Here is a 20,170-nt window from a genome sequence, read left to right on the forward strand (position 1 = left end):
CGCCTCCTTGTTAATAGAGATATAAGCCTGAGCGCCTGTGCATCATCTCCACGCCGTCGCGCAAGGCACAAAAAGAGGCAGTGCGAGGCGCCTATTGCCGCTCATACGTCTGTCTGAGTACAACGGGCAACGCCGCAATGCGCTTGTTGTGCCTTGCCTTTTGGGCTTCAACGCGGCTGCGTCGAGATGATGAGCTGGCTCTTAAGCGACCGAGCGAGCCGATTCGATGCCTGCGCTGATAAAGCCGCCATCAACGCTCAGAATCTGCCCGGTGACGTACGAGGACGTTTGCGGGTTCAAGAAAAACGCAATCGCTTGTGCGACCTCTTCTGGCTGGCCATAGCGGCGCTGCGGCACCGCATTTTTCCAGATGTTTTGCACAGCGTCGGAATGCACGCTCATCGCCAGCGGCGTCTCAATGGGGCCTGGGCAAATACAGTTGACGCGAATGCCATACTCGGCCAATTCGTTGGACATGATTTGCGTCAGATTGACCAGGGCCGCTTTCGATGGGCCATAGGCGCTGCGGCCCTTGTTGCCAATCAAACCAGAAACAGAGGCCACGTGCACGATAGCGCCGCCGCCGCTGTCTTTCATCAGCCTTGCGACTTCACGGCTGAGGTTGAACGCCCCCAGCACATTGACTTCAAAAATGGCACGCACCATCGCCGAATCGGTGTCCAAAAATGCGATATCGCGGCCAAAACCGGCTGAGTTGACCAGGCCCACAATCGGCTCAGTGGCGGTGTGGTAGCGCGCCAGCAAAGGGGCAATCAAGGCCTCTTGCGTGATATCCATTTGCTCGTAGGCAATCAGCTCACCCCACTGGGTCAGGTTCTTCTGCGCGGCTGCGATGTTGTCGGCCGAATGGTCCAGTACCAGCACGCGGCGGCCCAGTTTAGCCAGCAGTTGCACCACAGCCAAGCCGATGCCAGAAGCACCACCGGTGACGATGGTGATGCCAGCAGTTGGCTGGCTTGTGTTAGTTTGCATTTCTTGTCTCTTGAATGTGGAGATAAGCATCAAGACTGGGCGTCGACGCGCTCAATCACCATCTCAAATGTCACCAGCACCGGATTGGCTCCAGGCTTCAAACGGCCGCTGTGAATGCCATGCAAATAATCAACCAGCGCCACATCCAGGGCGACCCCCGTGCCGCCGGGCAAGCTGGTGTCCACAGTGCCTTGCTCAATCAAGACCTCGGTGACAAACGCCTCGACTTCTCGGCCATCTGCAAAGCTCACGCCAACCAGGCTGCCCACCCCACCGCGCACGACGGCACGGCGAATGCCGTGCTCGCGGCAAATTGTGGCAATCGCTTCGCAGACGTCTTCGTTGGGCCTGATCGTTACGGCTAGACCTGTGCTGGTGGGCTCCGCACTTGCGGCAGCAGGGGCTGCAAGTGCAGGCACGGGCGTGAACAGGCTAAAGCGGCTTTCGGTACAAGGCAGCACATCAAAGTTCGCGCCTTGCATGTACCAGATATGCATCTGCGGCGCCTCGCTCAGCCAGGCATCATCAGGCAGCACATGGCCGGCTTTGCGCTCTCCCTGCGCGTCAATCCAGACCGCATGGCAATGTAGCCAAGACTGTCCATCGCGCAAGCCAATCATCACGGTGGCCGACTCAATTTGCGCCGGCACCACGGCCTCATAGCGGTCGCTGTAAAAAACGGCAAACTCGGGCTTGTTGGACAGCGCTGGCATCACATACGCCAGTGGTCCAAAGCTGCCGCCCTCCAAACGTGCGACCGCGCTGCTCGCGCCGCGCAGCGCGCACAGACGCGCAAAGGCCTCGCGCAGGGGCAAGCCAGTCGGCAACACGTCTGCGTGGTAGTGCAACTGGCAAGGCACGGCATTGTGGCGCCGCAGCTCAGGCGTGCCAAAGTGGTGAATGCTGCGCATCCGACTTCTCCTTAGACAGCCGCTGGCTGCAGCTCAGCCAAGGTCACAGCCACACCGCGTTTGGCCAGCTCGTCTTTGACCATGCGCTTGGGCACTTTGCCGTACCCCGATTTGGGCAGCTCGTCCCAGAAGAAAATGTGCTTGGGCATTTTGTAACGCGGCACTTTGCTGCTGAGCCAGTCTTGCAGGGCTGCAGCATCCAACTGCGCGCCCGGTTTGAGCACGCACACGGCCACACCGACCTCACCCCACTGGGCATCCGGAATGCCCAGCACCGCCACCTCCGTGACATCGCCGTGCAGCAGGATTTTCTCTTCAATCTCGCGCGGGTAAATGTTTGAGCCGCCCGATATATACATGTCCGAGGCACGTCCGGTCAGATACAAATAGCCTTGCGCGTCCATGTGGCCAATGTCACCGGTGCGGAACCAGCCGTTGCGAAACGACTTGGCATTGGCCTCCGGGTTGTTGTAGTAGCCCGCAAACACCGCAGGTCCAATCACACAGACCTCGCCAGTTTCACCGTATGCCAGTTCACGGCCTTCGTCGTCCTGGATCGAGACCTGCATGCCGGTGCGCTCAAAACCGCAGGTGCCAGGGCGCTCGACTTGGCCGTCCGCGCCTACATGGTCGTAAGCAGGCAGCACAGTGATATTGCCCGTCACCTCACCCAGGCCGTAGTACTGCACCAGCACCGGGCCCAATTTGGCCAGCGCGTATTTCTGGTCGGCCTCGTACATGGGCGCGCCAGCGTAGATCACCTGGCGCAGGCTCGAATGGTCATAGCGGTCCACACTCGGGTCTTCCACCAGCATTTTCAAAATGGTGGGCACGGTGAACATATTGCTGAGGCGGTAACGCTCAATCAACGCAAACGCCTCTTCGGCCGTGAATTTCTCAGATGGCATCAGCACCGTTTTAGCGCCACGCACAACCATGTTCAACTGGTGCACGCCAGCGCCATGCGAGAGCGGAGCAACCACCAGCGAACCGTCATCGCTGGTCGTGCCTGGCAGCAAATCGGCCAAATGGTTGGTGATCACGCAGGCCAGCTGGCCATGCGTGAGCACTGCCGCTTTAGGCTTGCCGGTCGTGCCCGAAGTAAACAAGAACCAGCAAGGGCTGTCGGTTTGCACTGCGGTGTTGGGAAACTGCACGCCCAGATTCTGGGCGATCAAATCGGCCACCGTGGGCCTATCACCAGCTGGTACTGGCGCGCTGCCGCGCAGCCACAACACATCGGTTTGTGGATCGGCGGCGCACACACTGTCGGCGTAATCGGCAAAATCTGTCTGGCACAAAAACACTTTGCTGCTCGCCACCGAGGCCATATACACCAGGTCGTCAGGCACCGAGCGGAAATTGGTGGGCACCCAGATGGCCCCCAGGCGGAAGGCCGCAAACATGGACTCGAACATTTCGTTGGAGTTTTTCGAATGCACCAGCAGCGTGCTGCCTTTGACGACGCCACGCTTGGCCAGCGCGGCCGACAAGGCACTGACGCGGGCATCAAACTCTTGCCAATTCCAGACTTCGTCACCCCAGATCAAGGCAGGCAATTGCGGCAGACGGCGCGCATTTTGCGTCAGCCAATAGGCCAGGTTCATTGCCCGATTGGTCAACGGGCTTGCATTAGTAGATGCAAAAGTGGATGTCATTTACGGCGCTCCAGAATCGACACGTAGTTAGCGACGGCAGCGCCGCCCATATTGAAAATACCTGCCAGCGAGGCGTCAGGCAGCTGCATCGCACCGGCCTCGCCTGCCAATTGCATTGCAGCCATCACATGCATGGACACGCCGGTCGCACCCAACGGATGGCCACGCGCTTTCAAGCCGCCCGAAACGTTGACTGGCAAGCGGCCGTTTTTGTAGGTGATGCCGTCTTTGATGACACGCCAGCCCTCCCCGCGCGGCGCCAGGCCCATGGCTTCGTACTCGAGCATTTCTGCAGTGGTAAAGCAGTCATGGGTTTCGACCAAGTCCAGGTCATAAATGCCCAGACCGGCTGTCTCCAAAGCCTTTTGCCAAGCGCGGTGCGCACCTTCAAACGCGACCGGGTCACGGCGAGACATCGGCATGAAGTCGTTGACTTGCACGCGCGCTCTGAAGGCAATCGCCCGCGCCAATGCCAGCGCGGTTTCTTCGTCGGCCAGCACGACGGCAGCTGCGCCGTCCGAAACCATCGAGCAATCGGTGCGGCGCAATGGGCCTGCGACGCGCGGATTTTTCTCGGAGACCTGGTTGCAGAAGTCAAACCCCATATCCTTGCGCACGTGGGCATACGGGTTGTCCAAGGCATTGGCGTGGTTTTTTGCCGCAATCAAGGCCAGTGATTCACTTTGGTCACCATAACGCTCAAAGTAGTTGCTGGTGATCTGGCCGAAAATACCGGCAAAACCCAGCGGATTCTCTTCTTCACGGCGGTAGCAACCGCTGAGCAAAATGCCTGGAATCGCACTCGATGGCACGCCAGTCATTTTCTCAGCACCAATGGCCAATGCAATACGTGCACGGCCTGACTCAATCGCATCCATCGCGGAGTGGATCGCAGCCGAGCCTGTCGCACAGGCATTCTCTACGTGCACAGCCGGTGCAAAACGCAAATCGGCATTGCATAAGGCAGGCAAGCCCGCTTCAAAACCTTGTGGTCCCAAACCATTGTTGTAGACACCAACGGCGATATGGTCAATGTCTTGCGCTGGCACTTGCGCATGCGCGAGTGCGTCGTTGATGACAAGACCCATCAGCGCTTCAATATCCAAAGCATCCAGCTTCCCAAATGGGGAATGGGCCCACCCTACGATGCAAGCTTTACGGGACATAGCAATCCTCTCCTGATAATTTCACACAAACATTCCATGCAAGCCGCACACCAGCGTGTTGCGCTGTGTGCGAGCGCAGTCTGAATCGACTGGCACCTCAGGCACTGCGGCCCATGCGGGCTTCGACAAAGGCCTTTTCTTCATTGAGCATCGCAACCAGCTCTTCGTGGCGGTTGTCAGCAAAACGGCTCTCAACACCGGCAATCGCCAGCGAAGAAGGCAGGCCACCACGCGGATCAACCACTGCCACCGCCACCCCCCAGGAGCCCTTGAACACCAAGCCTTTGTTGAAGGCGTAACCCAACTCACGGGTTTGCTCGACCTGCTCCCAAATGATCGGAATCGACAGATGCGGATAGGCGCTCAGCAAGGTGTCACTGTTGACCTCCAAAATCCTGTGCACCTGCTCGTCGGGCAATGCAGCCAGCAAGGCAATGCCGCTGCCGCCGCAACCCAGCGGGTGGCGGTCACCTGGCTGCAGCACGTGCGAGCGCAGCGGGTAATTGCCGTCTTCGCGCGCCAGACACACGGTTTCCGTGCCGCGCTGCACACTCAGCAAAGCCGCATCGCCTGAGCGCTGCGCCAGTCGCCGCAGGCTGTCAGTGGCCATGCGCAAAACGCCAAAACGGTCGCCAGCCAAAATGCCCAGCGCGTAGGTTTCTGGGCCACTGAAATACTTGCGCGATGCCGGGTCTTGCTCAATCAAACCGTTCTCCATCAGCGCCAGCAACAAGCGCCTAGCCGTGGGTTTGGTCAGCCTCACCTTGTCGACGATATCGGCCAGCGCCATCCCCGTGTTGCGGGTGGCTGCCACCACTTGCAGCAATTGAATGGCCCGGTCCAGCGTTTGGCTCGATGGCAAAGCCTCGTTGTCTTCGTGTCGGTTTGTCATTTAATTATTCAGTAATTCCATTATTTGGAACTTTTATTTAATTCCATTTGTTGGAATAAATAATCGATAAATTCGATTTTTCAGGAGTATATACAGTGCACATCGTTCCATATACGTAGGGGAAATACCAGTATTGACATTCAATTGACCAAGAACTCTAATGCAAACCTCGAAAACACTTCAAACGCATTCCATATATTGGAATAAGGAGATACCTGTGGATCGTCGTTCATTCATCACCAAAAGCAGCGCGGCTGCATCGATGCTGTCTCTGGGGTTTGGCATTCCCAAGTTCGCCCACGCGGCCGAATTCACCTACAGGCTCTCGCACAGCGTCCCGGTAAACCACCCCTTGCATATTCGCGCTGAAGAAGCAGCCAAGCGCATCAAAGAAGAAACCAATGGCCGTTTTGAGCTGCTGGTGTTTCCCTCTGACCAGCTGGGCGCACAAACCGATGTGATGAGCCAAACGCGCTCGGGCGCAATCGACTTTTTCTGCCTCTCGGGCGTGGTGCTGTCAACCCTTGTACCCGCCAGCGCAATCAGCGGCCTGGGCTTTGCATTCAAAGACTACGACGAGGTCTGGAAGGCCATGGACGGTGGTCTGGGCGCCTTCATTCGCAGCGAAATCGCCAAATCGCGTTCGCTGTTTGCGATGGAGAAAATCTGGGACAACGGCTACCGCCAGATCACCAGCTCAGCACGTCCTGTCGTTAATCCTGGCGACATTGCCGGCATGAAAATTCGCGTTCCGCCATCACCGATGTGGATTTCGCTGTTCAAGGCCCTGGGCGGCGCACCGACCACCATCAATGCCAACGAGCTGTACTCGTCGCTGCAAACCCGCATCGTCGACGCGCAAGAAAACCCGCTGGCAGTGATCTCGACACTCAAACTCTACGAAGTGCAAAAGTACTGCGCGATGACCAACCACATGTGGGATGGTTTCTGGCTGCTGGGCAACCGCCGCAACTTCGACGCGCTGCCTGAAGATATCCAGGTCGTGGTGCAAAAACACCTCAACGCCGGCGCGATGGCCGAGCGTGCCGACCTGGTCGAACTCAACACCACCTTGCGCCAGCAATTGAGCGACAAGGGCATGGAGATTGTTGAAGCCAACCGCCCTGAGTTCCTGGAAAAACTGCGCAGCGGTGGCTTCTACGACGAATGGCGCAAGAAATTCCCGGCCGAAGGCTGGGAGCAGCTCGAACTCGTCACTGGCACGCTATAAGGACTGACCCATGAGTTCACACGGCATCTCACTGGATGAATCCGCCCGCATGGGCGGACCCTGGCGCTGGTTCGAAGACGCGCTCTACAAAACAACCGGCTTTGTCGCCGCAGCCTTGTTGACTGCGGTCATCGCCTTGCTGTTTGCGGGCGTGTTGGCCCGCTACGTATTCCATACGCCCTTGATCTGGTCAGATGAACTCAGCAGCATTTTGTTTTTGTGGCTGTCCATGACCGGCGCAGCGCTGGCCACTTACCGGGTTGCGCACATGCGCATGACGGCAGTGGCCACGCACATGGGGGCGCAATGGCAAGGCTTTTTCACTGCCTTGTCGATTGGTGCGATGCTGCTGTTCTTCTGCCTGATCCTCTACCCGGCGTATCTGTTTGCCGAAGAAGAGATGTATGTGACCACCTCGGCACTGCAAATCTCCAACGTCTGGCGCGCCGCTGCGCTGCCGGTCGGTTTTGCGTTAATGGCCATCTTCAGCCTGGGGCGTTTGCTGGATTTGCGCCGTGACCCAAAAACATATTTGGCCGTCGGCCTGCTGATCGCGGTCAGCGCCCTGCTGTGGTTTTTCGGCCCGCAACTCAAGACCTTGGGCAACTACAACTTGCTGGTCTTTTTTGTACTGATCGTAGGGGTATGCGTATTTGCCAGCGTTCCGATTGCGATGGCTTTCGCACTGGCCACCTTTGGCTACCTGGCGCTGACCACACGCATGCCAGTAATGGTCCTGGTCGGCCGCATTGACGAGGGCATGTCGCACCTGATGCTGCTGGCGATTCCGGCCTTTGTGTTTCTCGGTGTCTTGCTGGAGATGACCGGCATGGCTCGGGCCATGGTGCAGTTCTTGGCCAGCCTGCTCGGCCATGTGCGCGGCGGTCTGTCTTATGTGCTGGTAGGCGCGATGTATTTGGTCTCTGGTATTTCCGGCTCCAAAGCAGCCGACATGGCTGCGATTGCGCCAGCGCTATTCCCAGAAATGGTCAAACGCGGCTCGAAAAAAGGCGACCTGGTCGCCCTGCTGTCCGCCACCGGTGCGCAGACCGAAACCATTCCACCATCCATCGTATTGATCACTGTCGGCTCGGTCGCCAGCGTGTCGATCTCGGCCTTGTTCATCGGCGGTCTGTTGCCTGCTTTCGTATTGGGTCTGGGCTTGTGTGCGGTGATTGCTTACCGCTACCGCAACGAAGACCTGTCATCCGTGGTGCGCACCCCATGGCGCAAGGTGGGCAAATACTTCATGATTGCGCTGCCCGCACTGGCCTTGCCGTTCGTGATTCGCGCCGCCGTAGTCGAAGGCGTGGCCACCGCCACCGAAGTCTCAACGATTGGTATCGTCTACGCTATCTTTGCAGGGCTTGTGATCTACCGCCAGTTCGATTGGCGCAAGATTTACCCAATGCTGATTGACACGGCCGCGCTGTCTGGCGCGATCCTGATCATCATTGGCGCAGCGTCTGGCATGGCCTGGGCGCTGACGCAATCGGGCTTCTCCAGAGACTTGGCGCAATTCATGCAAAGCCTGCCAGGCGGTGCGAACACCTTCCTTATCGTCTCGATCATTGCCTTCATTGTTTTGGGCAGTTTGCTCGAAGGCATTCCCGCGATTGTGTTGTTTGGCCCGCTGATGTTCCCAATTGCTCGGGCGATGGGCATCCACGACGTGCACTACGCCATGGTTGTCATCCTGTCGATGGGGCTGGGCTTGTTTGCGCCTCCGTTTGGCGTTGGTTACTACACCGCCTGCGCGATTGCCCGTGTTGATCCCGACGAAGGCATGCGCCCAATCTGGGGTTATATGCTGGCCTTGCTGATCGGTTTGATCATCGTTGCTGCCGTGCCATGGATCTCCATCGGCTTTCTGTGAGTGAAACAACACACCATGACTGAACGACTCAAAGACCGCGTCGCGCTGGTGTATGGCGCAGGCGGCCCCGGCCAGGAACTGAGCAACGGCCGCGCAGCAGCCATTGCCTATGCCCGCGCCGGCGCCATTGTGGTTTGTCTGGACCGCCAGGCCGACACCGCCGAAGAAACCGCACGGCAAATCACCGACGAAGGCGGCCGCGCACTGGCGCTGGCGGCCGATGTGACCGATACCGAGCAGGTCAACCAATCGGTAGAGCAGGCGCTGCAGGCCTTGGGCCGCATTGACATCCTGCACAACAACGTCGGCATTGCGCCTGCCGGAGGCCCGCTGGAGACCGATGATGCAGCTTTTGCCCGTGTGATGGACATCAATGTGGGCTCGGTGCACCGCACTGCAAGAGCAGTACTGCCGCACTTCATCGAGCAAGGCAAGGGCGCAATCGTCAACATCTCGTCCTTGTCAGCGGTGCGCTGGAGCGGCTATTCCTACTTTGCCTACTACGCCTCGAAAGCGGCAATGAACCAGGCCACGGTGGCTTTGGCACTGCAGTACGCAGCGCAAGGCATTCGCGCCAATGCGGTCATGCCCGGCGTGATTGACACGCCGCTGGTCTACCAGCAAATCAGCGCGCAGTACGGCAGTGTCGAAACAATGCGCCAAGCCCGCCAAAACGCTGTGCCGATGAAACGCACCGGCACGCCATGGGATGTGGCCAATGCCGCAGTGTTTTTGGCCTCGGACCAAGCTGGTTTTATCAATGGCGTGTGCTTGCCAGTAGACGGCGGCCACAGCTGCGCAATTCCTGGTTTGGCTTAAACAAGCCCAGGCAAGCGCTGCAAAGCCCTCGTTACTGGGGCGAGTGCAGGGGCCAGATGGACTGCCAGACGTCTTGCAACGCCTGTTGCCGTACACACGGCCGCAGGCGTTTTGTTGTGGCCCGCAGGCCCCGTTGCGTGACAGCCTATCGCCTGCTGTCGCATAATGCGCGCTGCAATAAGAAGAGCCCGTTCACCATTTCCACGCAGCCGCGGAGATTTTGAACAGGCTCTAAGAACGTGTTTACGATCTTTTTACAGACCGCGTTGGGGCCCAAAAGGATACGATGCGTGGCAAAAACCGCAGTCGGGCTAGCTGCCCGGCGAGCATTTTTAACAAAGTAGCGTGCCTTTTGGGCTCCAACCCAGAGGGCAAGGCACAAAAAAGCGCATTACTGCGTTGCCCGTTTTGCTCATACAGACGTATGAGCTGCAACAGGCGCCTTGCACTGCCTCTTTTTTGTGCCTTGCGCGACTGCAAAAAGATCGTAAACACGTTCTAAGAGGAGTTGCGCATTCATCGTGCACCAACACCTCGATTGATTTATCACACCAAGTGGTCTTTACGCTGAGATGGCAGGGTTTCCCTGCCATTGCTGTTTATACAGGCTACACCGCAACGACATCGCATATGACAGACGAACTGGCACAAGTCACCATCTACACCGACGGCGCATGCAAGGGCAATCCTGGCGCTGGCGGCTGGGGTGCGCTATTGCAGGCCCAGGGCAAGAGCAAGGAAATCTGGGGGGGTGAGCAAAACACCACCAACAACCGCATGGAGCTGCGCGCAGTCATTGAAGCCCTGAAAATACTCAAGCGCCCCTGCCACATCACTCTGTACCTGGACAGTGAATACGTGCGCAAAGGCATCACCGAATGGATTCATGGCTGGAAAGCCAAGGGCTGGCGCACCGCCAGCAAGCAGCCCGTCAAAAATGCCGAGCTGTGGCAGGAGCTTGACGCGCTGGTACACGGCAGCCAACACCGCATCGACTGGCGCTGGGTCAAAGGCCACGCGGGCAATCCAGGCAATGAAAAGGCCGACGAACTGGCCAACCGCGGCGTGGACGAGCTGCGCTAAACCAGCCATATTTCAAGCCCCCGCACTGCACACGAGGACCCACCACCATGCCCGAGGCGCATCCATTCACTACGCCGCACCAGCCGCCAACGCCTGCGGCTGCCGTGGTATTTGACAATTTAGGAAAAATTTACCAATCTTCGGCCGGTCCGGTCGAGGCGCTGCAAGGCATCAACTTGGCAATACCCAGCGGCTGCATTTACGGCATGATTGGCCGCAGCGGCGCTGGCAAGTCGAGTTTGCTGCGCACCATCAACCGCCTGGAAGAGCCCACTGAGGGCCGGGTGCTGGTCGAAGGCGTCGATATCAGCGGTTTGTCACAGGCCGAACTCGTCAAACAACGCAGGCGCATTGGCATGATTTTTCAGCACTTCAATTTGCTGTCTGCCAAAACCGTCTGGGACAACATCGCCCTGCCCTTGCGCGTTGCGGGTGTGCCTGAGCCACAGGTGAAAGTGCGCGTCAATGAACTCCTGGATCTGGTGGGCTTGGCCGACAAGCACCACAGCTATCCACGCCGGCTCTCGGGTGGCCAAAAGCAGCGTGTAGGCATTGCCCGCGCACTGGTGCACAATCCGCCCATCTTGCTGTGTGACGAAGCCACCTCGGCCTTGGATCCTGAGACCACGCAAGCGATCCTGCAGTTGCTCAAGGACATCAACCTGCGTCTGAACATCACGGTGATTCTGATCACACACGAGATGAGTGTGATCCGCGAAATCGCCGATCAGGTACTGGTGTTAGAAAACGGCCGCATTGCTGAACACGGCCCGGTATGGCAAGTGTTTGGCGCGCCGCAGCATCCGGCCACCCAGGCGCTGCTCGCGCCCTTGCAGCACCGCCTGCCCGATGATTTGGCATCCCGCCTGCAAGCACAGCCACCCGCTGCAGGCCAAGCGCACCAACAAGTGCTGCAATTGTTTTATACCGGCCAGGCCGGCCTGGAGCCCGACTTGGCCCGCATTGCAGCCAGTCTGCCGGGCAATCCATGCCTGCTGCATGGCGGCATTGACCGCATCCAAGGCCATGCTCAGGGCAACCTGGTCATTGGTCTTGATGGTGCAGCTGTGCTGCCCGATCTGGCCTCTCTAACGCAAGGCGCCAGCGCCATTGCCCATCGTGTGGAGTGCATTGGTTATGTGGTTTGAAAACTTGACCCTGTCGATTCCTGCCGAGCGTTACTGGCAGGCCTTGCTCGACACCTTGATGATGGTTGGCGTCTCCAGCGCAGTGGCTTTTCTCGCCGGAATTCCGCTGGCCCTGCTATTGATCGTCACCGCGCCTGGCGGCTTCTTGCAATCACCGACCACCAACCGTTTGCTCGGCTACGTAGTCAACGGTTTTCGCGCCGTGCCTTTTATCGTACTGCTGGTTGCATTGATTCCATTCACGCGCTATGTGGTCGGCACAACCATCGGCGTCTGGGCCGCGATTGTGCCACTGGCCATCAGCTCCACGCCCTTTTTTGCCCGCATTGCCGAGGTCAGCCTGCGCGAGGTCGACCCCGGCCTGATTGAAGCCGCGCAAGCAATGGGTTGCAAAAAATGGCACATCGTGCGCCACGTCTACCTGCCCGAAGCCATGCCCGGCATCATCGGCGGCTTCACCATTACGTTAGTGGCCTTGATCAGCTCATCGGCCATGGCCGGTGCCGTAGGTGCAGGTGGGCTGGGCGATTTGGCGATTCGCTATGGCTACCAGCGCTTTGATACCCAAGTGATGGTGATCGTGATCGTACTGCTGATTGCCATGGTCACCGTCGTGCAATACCTTGGCGACCGTTGCGTGCGCTGGCTCAGAACCCGCTGATTCCTGTGCTCAACCGAGGGCAATGCCCAAGCATGAACGCCTAGCGGCTCAGGCGCTAGGCTGCCATTGTTTGACACAAGGCCCCGCCACCGCGGCCTGACACCGCGCTCGCGGCTGCCACCCCATCCGTGCCAACACAAGGGGCACTGCTTTAGAACCTGTTTACGATCCTTTCGCAGTCGCGCAAGGCACAAAAAATCGGCAGTGCCAGGCGCCTGTTGCAGCCCATGCGTCAGTATGAGGACAACGGGCAACGCAGTAATGCGCTTTTCGTGCGTTGCGCTTTTGTGTACCTTGTGCGGCTGAGTGAAGATTTTGAACAGGCTCCCAAAGCCTGTTTACGCACCCATAGCGCAACAATTTTGTTAAATATGCTTAAATTTTCATGAGCCCAAAAGCCTTGCTTGAGCTGCCAACAGCAGGCTTGGAGCATCCTTCCTCCGTCAGTCCCCCCTACCCGGGTCAGCGGCAGCTTAGAACGGCTCGCAAGTCACACTGGAATATACGAGGATGGCATCAGTAAATAGATGCAGGGTGCAAATACTTTACCCTGTATTATGAAAATGCCTCACAACCTACTAGGAGAAAACGATGAGTGATGACATCAAAAAGTGCCCAGTAAGCCACCTCACCACCGACTTTGGCGCGCCAGTCACAACCAACCGAGACAGCTTGACGGCCGGGCCTCGTGGCCCACTGCTCGCGCAAGACGTCTGGCTGAACGAACGCTTGGCCAATTTTGTGCGTGAAGTCATTCCTGAGCGCCGCATGCACGCCAAAGGCTCCGGCGCTTACGGCACCTTCACCGTCACCCACGACATCACCCAGTACACACGTGCAAAAATCTTCAGCGAAATTGGCAAAAAAACCGAGATGTTTGCGCGCTTCACCACCGTGGCAGGCGAGCGTGGTGCGGCCGATGCCGAGCGCGACATCCGAGGCTTTGCGCTGAAGTTCTACACCGAAGAGGGCAACTGGGACATGGTGGGCAACAACACGCCGGTGTTCTTTATCCGTGATCCGCGCCAATTCCCCGACCTCAATAAAGCCGTCAAACGCGATCCCCGCACCAACTTGCGCAGTCCCAGCAATAACTGGGACTACTGGACACTGCTGCCTGAAGCCTTGCACCAGGTCACCGTAGTCATGAGTGACCGTGGCATTCCTGCCAGCTATCGCCATATGCATGGATTCAGCTCACACACCTACAGTTTCTGGAACGAAGCAGGCGAGCGGTTCTGGATCAAAATGCACTTCAGAACCCAGCAAGGCATCAAGAACCTGAGCGATGAGGAAGCAGAAAAGCTGGTGGGCAAGGACCGCGAAAGCCACCAACGCGATTTGTACGAAGCGATTGAGCGCGGCGAGCATCCCAAATGGACAATGTTCATCCAGGTCATGCCTGAGGCCGATGCCGAGAAGTATGCGCTGCACCCATTTGATTTGACGAAAGTTTGGTACAAAGGCGACTACCCGTTGATTGAAGTGGGTGAGTTTGAGTTGAACAAAAACCCGGAGAACTACTTTGCCGACGTCGAGCAGGTCGCATTCTCCCCAAGCAATCTGGTGCCTGGCATCGGCGCCAGCCCGGACCGCATGTTGCAATCGCGCCTGTTCAATTACGCCGATGCACAGCGCTTCCGCCTCGGGGTGAACTACCACCAAATCCCGGTCAACCAAGCGCGCTGCCCGGTTCACAGCAACCACCGCGATGGCCAAGGCCGCGTCGATGGCAACTACGGCAGCCTGCCGCACTACGAGCCCAATAGTTTTGGCCAGTGGCAAAGCCAGCCCGAATTTATGGAGCCGCCACTCAAACTCACGGGCCATGCCGACCACTGGAGCTTTCATGAGGATGACCACAACTATTTTGAGCAGCCAGGCAAGCTGTTTCGCCTGATGAATGACAGCCAGAAAGAAGCCCTGTTTGGCAACACTGGCCGAGCCATGGACGATGCGCCAGAGTTCATCAAATTCCGCCATATTCGCAACTGCCATGCCGCCGATCCAGCCTATGGCGCAGGTGTAGCCAAAGCTTTGGGCCTGGATCTGGCCAAAGCCCTGGCCTCTCAGAAAGACGATCCGATGTACGGCAATCCTTTGGTTCCCTTGCCTGTTTAAGGTATTTGCCAAGAAACGTGTGTGCCCGTCCACAACAGACGGCATGCACGCAACAAGAAGTGCAACGCGCACCACAACCGCTGCCAGGCCATGCCTGCCAGCGGTTTTTTAATGCGCGGCTGCGGCCGTCCATAAAATAGTATTAATTAATCATCTTATTAAAATAATTTGATTTTATTTATAGGAAGCATCTATTTACTATTGATGAGCGCCTCTTCTCGATCTCCGCACGCTGTGCGACACCCCGCGTTTTCACTCTCCAGATACCACTGTGGCAACACCCCTCAACCACGGCGCACACGCACCACTACAAAGGAAGCACGTTCATGACGGAAAAAGCCAAATGCCCATTCAACCACACAGTCGGCACCGGCACCACCAACCGAGACTGGTGGCCCAAACAATTGCGTGTGGACCTACTCAATCAGCACTCTGGCAAATCCAACCCGCTGGGCGAACACTTTGACTATGCCAAGGAATTCAACAGCATTGACTTTCATGCATTGAAGAAAGACTTGCGCGATTTGATGACCGACTCCCAACCTTGGTGGCCTGCCGATTTTGGCCACTACGGTCCGCAGTTCGTTCGCATGTCCTGGCACTCGGCTGGCACTTATCGCATTGGCGATGGGCGTGGCGGCGCAGGTCGTGGCCAGCAGCGTTTTGCGCCACTCAATAGCTGGCCTGATAACGTCAACATCGACAAGTCACGCCGCCTGCTGTGGCCCATCAAGCAAAAATACGGCCAAAAAATTTCCTGGGCCGACTTGATCGTGCTGGCCGGCAACGTCGCGCTGGAAACCATGGGCTTTAGAACGTTTGGTTTTGCCGGCGGGCGCGTCGACACCTGGGAGCCCGACAATGACGTGTACTGGGGCAACGAAGACACCTGGCTGGCCCCCACCGACAACCCCCACAGCCGCTACAGCGGCAAACGCGATCTGGAAAATCCTCTCGCTGCGGTGCAAATGGGGCTGATCTACGTCAACCCCGAAGGCCCGGATGGCAATGGCGACCCGTTGGCTGCGGCGCGCGACATCCGCGACACGTTTGCACGCATGGCCATGGACGACGAAGAAACCGTGGCCTTGATTGCCGGCGGCCACACTTTTGGCAAGACCCATGGTGCAGGCCCGGCCGACAGCCTGGCAGCGGAGCCAGAAGCCGCAGGTTTGGAACAGCAAGGCCTTGGCTGGAAAAGCAGCTTTGGCACAGGCAGCGGCGGCGATGCCATCACCAGTGGCCTGGAGGTGACCTGGACCACCACGCCCACACTGTGGAGCAACAACTTCTTTGAAAATCTGTTCAAGTACGAATGGGTGCAAGAGCGATCTCCTGCAGGCGCGCTGCAATGGGTCGCCAAAGATGCGCCAGAGGTCATTCCTGATGCGCACAAGCCCGGCGTCAAACACCGCCCAACCATGCTGACCACCGACTTGTCGCTGCGCGTTGACCCTGCATACGAGCAAATCGCACGCCGCTTCCATGAAAACCCACAGGCCTTTGCCGAGGCCTTTGCCAGAGCCTGGTTCAAGTTGACCCACCGCGATCTGGGACCACGCGCGCGCTACCTTGGCCCGGAAGTGCCTCAAGAAGAGCTGATTTGGCAAGACCCAGTGCCAGCCGTCGACCACCCGCTGGTCAATGCCCAACAAGCCGAGCAGATCAAAACCCTGATTGTGGCCACCGGTTTGAGCGTGTCTGAACTGGTCAGCACGGCCTGGGCTTCGGCCTCGACTTTCCGTGGTGGCGACAAACGCGGTGGCGCCAATGGCGCGCGCATCCGCCTGGCCCCTCAAAAGGATTGGGAAGCCAACCGCCCTGAACAACTGGCCAAGGTGCTCACGATTTTGGAGCGCGTGCAGTTCGAATTCAACCAGCAAGCAGCCAATGGCACAAAGATCTCGCTAGCCGATCTGATCGTGCTGGCAGGCAATGCCGGTGTGGAAGCAGCCGCCAAAGCCGCAGGGGTCGTGGTCAGTGTGCCATTCGCACCAGGGCGCACCGATGCCACAGCAGCACAAACCGATATTGCGTCGTTTGAGCCACTGGAGCCAGTGGTGGATGGTTTGCGCAACTACCGCCAGCATGACTTCCGTGTCTCAACTGAAGAGCTGTTGATCGACAAAGCGCAAAAACTCACGCTCACTCCGCCCGAATTGACCGTATTGGTCGGGGGCTTGCGGGTACTGGGCACCAATGCGGATGGTTCTGCCCACGGCGTGTTCACCGACAAGGTAGGCGTGCTGAGCAATGATTTCTTCACCCATTTGCTGGACATGAACACCGCTTGGCAAGCCACCGATGCCAGCGCCGAGCTGTTCAGCGGCCATGACCGCATGAGCGGTGCGCAGAAATGGACCGCAACCCGTGCCGATCTGGTATTTGGCTCGAACTCGGTGCTGCGTGCCGTGGCCGAGGTCTATGCCAGTGCCGATGCCAAAGAGCGCTTTGTGCACGACTTTGTCGCTGCCTGGACCAAAGTAATGCATCTGGACCGCTTTGATCTGCCCTCCCAGACCGTGTAGAACACGTCAAAGGGCCGCTTGGCCCTTTTTCTTTGGACGGCCCCTGGCTGCTTCAAGCGTTCGCCACACACCGGCTCAAACCACTTGCCACAGGCTTCGGCGCGCTACCCACCTGGACTCAAGAGCGCCGTATCTGGCAGCAATTTGCAATCTACTCTCATTTAAGCAAACACAAGCCCAATAGCTCTGTATCGCTTGCGCCAAAAGACAACACTATCTTGAGCCCGTGGCTTAGAAAATATGACAAAGCGCATCAAAGCGCGTAGATTCGCCATGTTGAAGCCTTATTTCAACGCTTTATCAAATTTGGGAGATTTTTATGCGTCAAATGAATATCCGTACGATGAGCATTGCTGCGGCACTGGCTATCAGCAGTTTAACCATGGTCGCCTGTACTACTACACAGTCAGGCGTCAATGACGCTCCGAGCATGGACAGTGCCACCATCAACAGCCGCGCCACCGCATCGCTTGAGCGCCTGTACCAGTCTGTGCCCGGCTCCCAAGAGCTGGTCAACAAAGCCGCCGGTGTTTTGATTTTCCCATCAGTGATTGGTGGCAGCTTCGTCGTCGGTGCTGAGCATGGCCGTGGTGTGCTGCGTGTGGGTGGCCGTGATAAGGGCTACTACACCACCACTGCTGCCTCGATCGGCTGGCAGGCCGGTGGCCAATCGCGCGCCATCATTTATGTGTTCAACACCCAGGCCGCTCTGAATGACTTCCTTAACAGCGATGGCTTCTCTGTTGGCGGTGAGGCCTCGGTCTCGATCGGCCGCGTTGGCGTCAATGGCAGCCTGGACACCACCACTGCCACAACCCCAGTGACCAGCTTTGTGCTGACCAATGTGGGCCTGCAAGGCGGTGTGTCGCTGCAAGGCGCGCAAATTTCGCCATTGAAGATGAACGAATAACCCACTGCCCGAACATGCATCGCATGACTGCGGTGCACTGGCCACAGGTGGGCAAGCAGCACACAGCCTTGCCCCACCGAACCAAACGACCGCCAGATCCGCTACATCGGAGATCTGGCGGTTTTTTTGTCAAAGGGTGAGAAATCCGATAAAAAAAAGCCTTCTTATATTCTTTTTTCAATATACATATCAGACAAATCATTCTTTTGAAACAATAAGCAGGCTTGCTACAGTCATGTTTTGCTCCACTGACCGAAGCATGCTGTACCACTATTGAATGGCCGGTTTGCTTGGATGCTCTGTATAAAAACGACTGCCCGCACACCCCATGTACCAATACACCGAATTCGACAAAGACTTTGTCCGCAAGCGCTCTGAACAGTTTCGCGACCAGCTTGAGCGTTGGCAAAGCGGCAAAATCAGCGAAGAAGAGTTTCGTCCACTGCGCTTGCAAAACGGCTGGTATGTGCAGCGCTACGCACCGATGCTGCGCGTGGCCGTGCCCTACGGCGAGATTTCTGCGCTGCAGCTGCGCACTTTGGCTGTGATCGCCAAGGAATACGACGATCCAGAAGCCGAGGTCTACCACAATGCGTTGAAAACCCAAGGCGCAATGGGCACAACGTATTTGCCTACACACTACGCCCACTTCACCACCCGCACGAACGTGCAGTTCAACTGGATTCCGCTGTCACGCGCAGCCGATGTGATGGACTTGCTGGCCAGCGCCCACCTGCACGGCATTCAGACCAGCGGCAACTGTATCCGCAACACCACCACCGATGCCTTGGCCGGTGTGGCCGTCGATGAGATCGTCGACCCACGCCCTTACGCAGAAATTCTGCGCCAGTGGACCACGCTGCACCCTGAGTTTGCCTTCTTGCCACGCAAGTTCAAGATTGCCATCAGCGGCGCCCAGGAAGACCGCGCGGCCACAGGCTGGCACGACGTGGGCCTGCATCTGATCAAAAACGACGCAGGCGAAGTCGGCTTCAAGGTGTTTGTCGGCGGCGGCATGGGCCGCACGCCAATGGTCGGTGTGGCGATTCGGGAGTTCCTGCCATGGAACCAGATCATGAACTACATCGAGGCCATTGTGCGCGTCTACAACGAGCACGGCCGCCGCGACAACAAATACAAGGCCCGCATCAAGATTCTGGTCAAGTCCGAAGGCCAGCAATACATTGATGACGTCGAAGAAGAATACCGCCAGATCGTAGAGGTCGATGGTGGCCCGCACACCGTGCCAGACGCCGAGCTGGCACGTGTCAAAGCCTGTTTTGTCGACCCGGATCTGAGCCACTACCCAGCGCTAAGCGGTGCAGCGGCCAGCCAATTGCTGGCCGATCAAGCTGCCGCTGATGCCCAGTTTGCCCGCTGGCTCAAGCGCAATGTGCGCCCACACCGCAACCCGGCCTTGCGCGCGGTAACCTTGTCGTTCAAGCGCGTCGGTCAAGCGCCAGGCGATGCCTCGGCTGAACAACTGTTTGCTCTGGCCGACCTGGTCGAGCAATTCTCCGCTGGTGAAGCCCGCATCACGCACGACCAAAACGTGGTCTTGCCATGGGTCCACGCATCGCAATTGCAAGACCTGTGGCTGCGCGCGCAGCAATTGGGTCTGGCCAGCACCAATGTGGACTTGCTCACTGACATGATCGCCTGCCCTGGCGGCGACTTCTGCGCGCTGGCCAACGCCCGCTCGCTGCCGATTGCCGCCGCTATCACGGAGCGCTACCAGGATCTGGACGAGCTCGACGACATTGGCGACATCGACCTGCACATCAGCGGCTGCATCAACTCCTGCGGCCACCACCACAGCGGCCACATCGGCATTTTGGGTGTCGATAAAGACGGCAAAGAGTGGTACCAAATCACCGTTGGCGGAGCGGATGGCGCTGACCTCTCAGGCCCAGCGCAAGCAGGCAAAGTGATTGGCCCATCGTTCTCGGCCGCTGAAGTGCCCGATGTGATTGAAGCCGTACTGTCAACCTACCGCGACCTGCGCGAAGGCCAGGAGCGCTTTATTGACACCGCCCGCCGCGTTGGCGTTGCGCCATTCAAAGAGGCCGGTGCATCGGCACGGCACCCAGTGGCAGAAGACGCCACAGAAGAAGCGACCAGTTAAATACCAGCTAAACACCTGCGCGAATCAGGCCAGGCAGGGGCCGTCAAC

15 protein-coding genes are annotated in these 20,170 nt (G+C 57.9%); 10 read left to right on the forward strand and 5 right to left on the reverse strand.

All coding sequences use genetic code 11. The annotated features are described in order from the left end of the window. Nucleotides 1–201: 201 nt before the first annotated feature. The 5 genes from E8K88_RS11380 to E8K88_RS11400 all read right to left on the reverse strand — a co-directional run bounded on the left by E8K88_RS11380 (nt 202) and on the right by E8K88_RS11400 (nt 5,620). Nucleotides 202–993 (reverse strand): SDR family NAD(P)-dependent oxidoreductase, encoded by a 792-nt coding sequence (locus tag E8K88_RS11380; protein ID WP_136406795.1) that lies wholly within the window; start codon nt 991–993, stop codon nt 202–204. Between the two features lie 29 nt (nt 994–1,022). After that, a complete protein-coding gene (locus tag E8K88_RS11385; protein WP_136406796.1) occupies nt 1,023–1,904 on the reverse strand; it encodes a PCC domain-containing protein in 882 nt (293 codons plus the stop codon). A gap of 11 nt (nt 1,905–1,915) precedes the next feature. After that, nucleotides 1,916–3,562 (reverse strand): acyl-CoA synthetase, encoded by a 1,647-nt coding sequence (locus tag E8K88_RS11390; protein ID WP_136406797.1) that lies wholly within the window; start codon nt 3,560–3,562, stop codon nt 1,916–1,918. Further along, entirely contained in the window at nt 3,559–4,728 is a 1,170-nt protein-coding gene (locus E8K88_RS11395; RefSeq protein ID WP_136406798.1) for an acetyl-CoA acetyltransferase, read from the reverse strand. The genes E8K88_RS11390 and E8K88_RS11395 overlap by 4 nt, the downstream gene beginning before the upstream one ends. 97 nt (nt 4,729–4,825) lie before the next feature. Then, entirely contained in the window at nt 4,826–5,620 is a 795-nt protein-coding gene (locus E8K88_RS11400; protein ID WP_136406799.1) for an IclR family transcriptional regulator, read from the reverse strand. 217 nt (nt 5,621–5,837) lie between these two features. Between E8K88_RS11400 and E8K88_RS11405 the strand changes: the two genes are divergently transcribed. The 10 genes from E8K88_RS11405 to E8K88_RS11450 all read left to right on the forward strand — a co-directional run bounded on the left by E8K88_RS11405 (nt 5,838) and on the right by E8K88_RS11450 (nt 20,122). Continuing rightward, nucleotides 5,838–6,851, forward strand: coding sequence for a TRAP transporter substrate-binding protein (locus E8K88_RS11405; protein ID WP_338092875.1), 1,014 nt, complete (start codon nt 5,838–5,840; stop codon nt 6,849–6,851). Nucleotides 6,852–6,900: 49 nt separating this feature from the next. After that, nucleotides 6,901–8,727: a TRAP transporter large permease gene (locus E8K88_RS11410; RefSeq protein ID WP_240754490.1), complete on the forward strand. Its 1,827-nt coding sequence runs from the start codon at nt 6,901–6,903 to the stop codon at nt 8,725–8,727. A gap of 15 nt (nt 8,728–8,742) precedes the next feature. Further along, nucleotides 8,743–9,546, forward strand: coding sequence for an SDR family NAD(P)-dependent oxidoreductase (locus E8K88_RS11415; protein WP_136406802.1), 804 nt, complete (start codon nt 8,743–8,745; stop codon nt 9,544–9,546). Between the two features lie 642 nt (nt 9,547–10,188). Further along, the gene (rnhA, locus tag E8K88_RS11420; RefSeq protein WP_136406870.1) at nt 10,189–10,629 is read left to right on the forward strand and encodes a ribonuclease HI; all 441 of its coding nucleotides are present in this window, start codon (nt 10,189–10,191) and stop codon (nt 10,627–10,629) included. 47 nt (nt 10,630–10,676) lie between these two features. After that, nucleotides 10,677–11,777: a methionine ABC transporter ATP-binding protein gene (locus E8K88_RS11425; protein WP_136406803.1), complete on the forward strand. Its 1,101-nt coding sequence runs from the start codon at nt 10,677–10,679 to the stop codon at nt 11,775–11,777. After that, a complete protein-coding gene (locus E8K88_RS11430) occupies nt 11,767–12,438 on the forward strand; it encodes a methionine ABC transporter permease (protein ID WP_136406804.1) in 672 nt (223 codons plus the stop codon). Before E8K88_RS11425 ends, E8K88_RS11430 begins: the two co-directional genes overlap by 11 nt. 591 nt (nt 12,439–13,029) lie before the next feature. Then, nucleotides 13,030–14,559: a catalase gene (locus tag E8K88_RS11435; RefSeq protein WP_136406805.1), complete on the forward strand. Its 1,530-nt coding sequence runs from the start codon at nt 13,030–13,032 to the stop codon at nt 14,557–14,559. A gap of 326 nt (nt 14,560–14,885) precedes the next feature. Beyond that, entirely contained in the window at nt 14,886–17,087 is a 2,202-nt protein-coding gene (katG, locus tag E8K88_RS11440) for a catalase/peroxidase HPI (RefSeq protein ID WP_136406806.1), read from the forward strand. Between the two features lie 319 nt (nt 17,088–17,406). Next, complete coding sequence (locus tag E8K88_RS11445; protein WP_136406807.1) at nt 17,407–17,997, forward strand: BPSL1445 family SYLF domain-containing lipoprotein; 591 nt, start codon at nt 17,407–17,409, stop codon at nt 17,995–17,997. A 328-nt stretch (nt 17,998–18,325) separates the two neighbouring features. Continuing rightward, the gene (locus E8K88_RS11450) at nt 18,326–20,122 is read left to right on the forward strand and encodes a nitrite/sulfite reductase (RefSeq protein WP_136406808.1); all 1,797 of its coding nucleotides are present in this window, start codon (nt 18,326–18,328) and stop codon (nt 20,120–20,122) included. Nucleotides 20,123–20,170 lie beyond the last annotated feature (48 nt).

The sequence above is a fragment of the Lampropedia aestuarii genome (genome assembly GCF_004803635.1).
Classification (GTDB): domain Bacteria; phylum Pseudomonadota; class Gammaproteobacteria; order Burkholderiales; family Burkholderiaceae_C; genus Lampropedia; species Lampropedia aestuarii.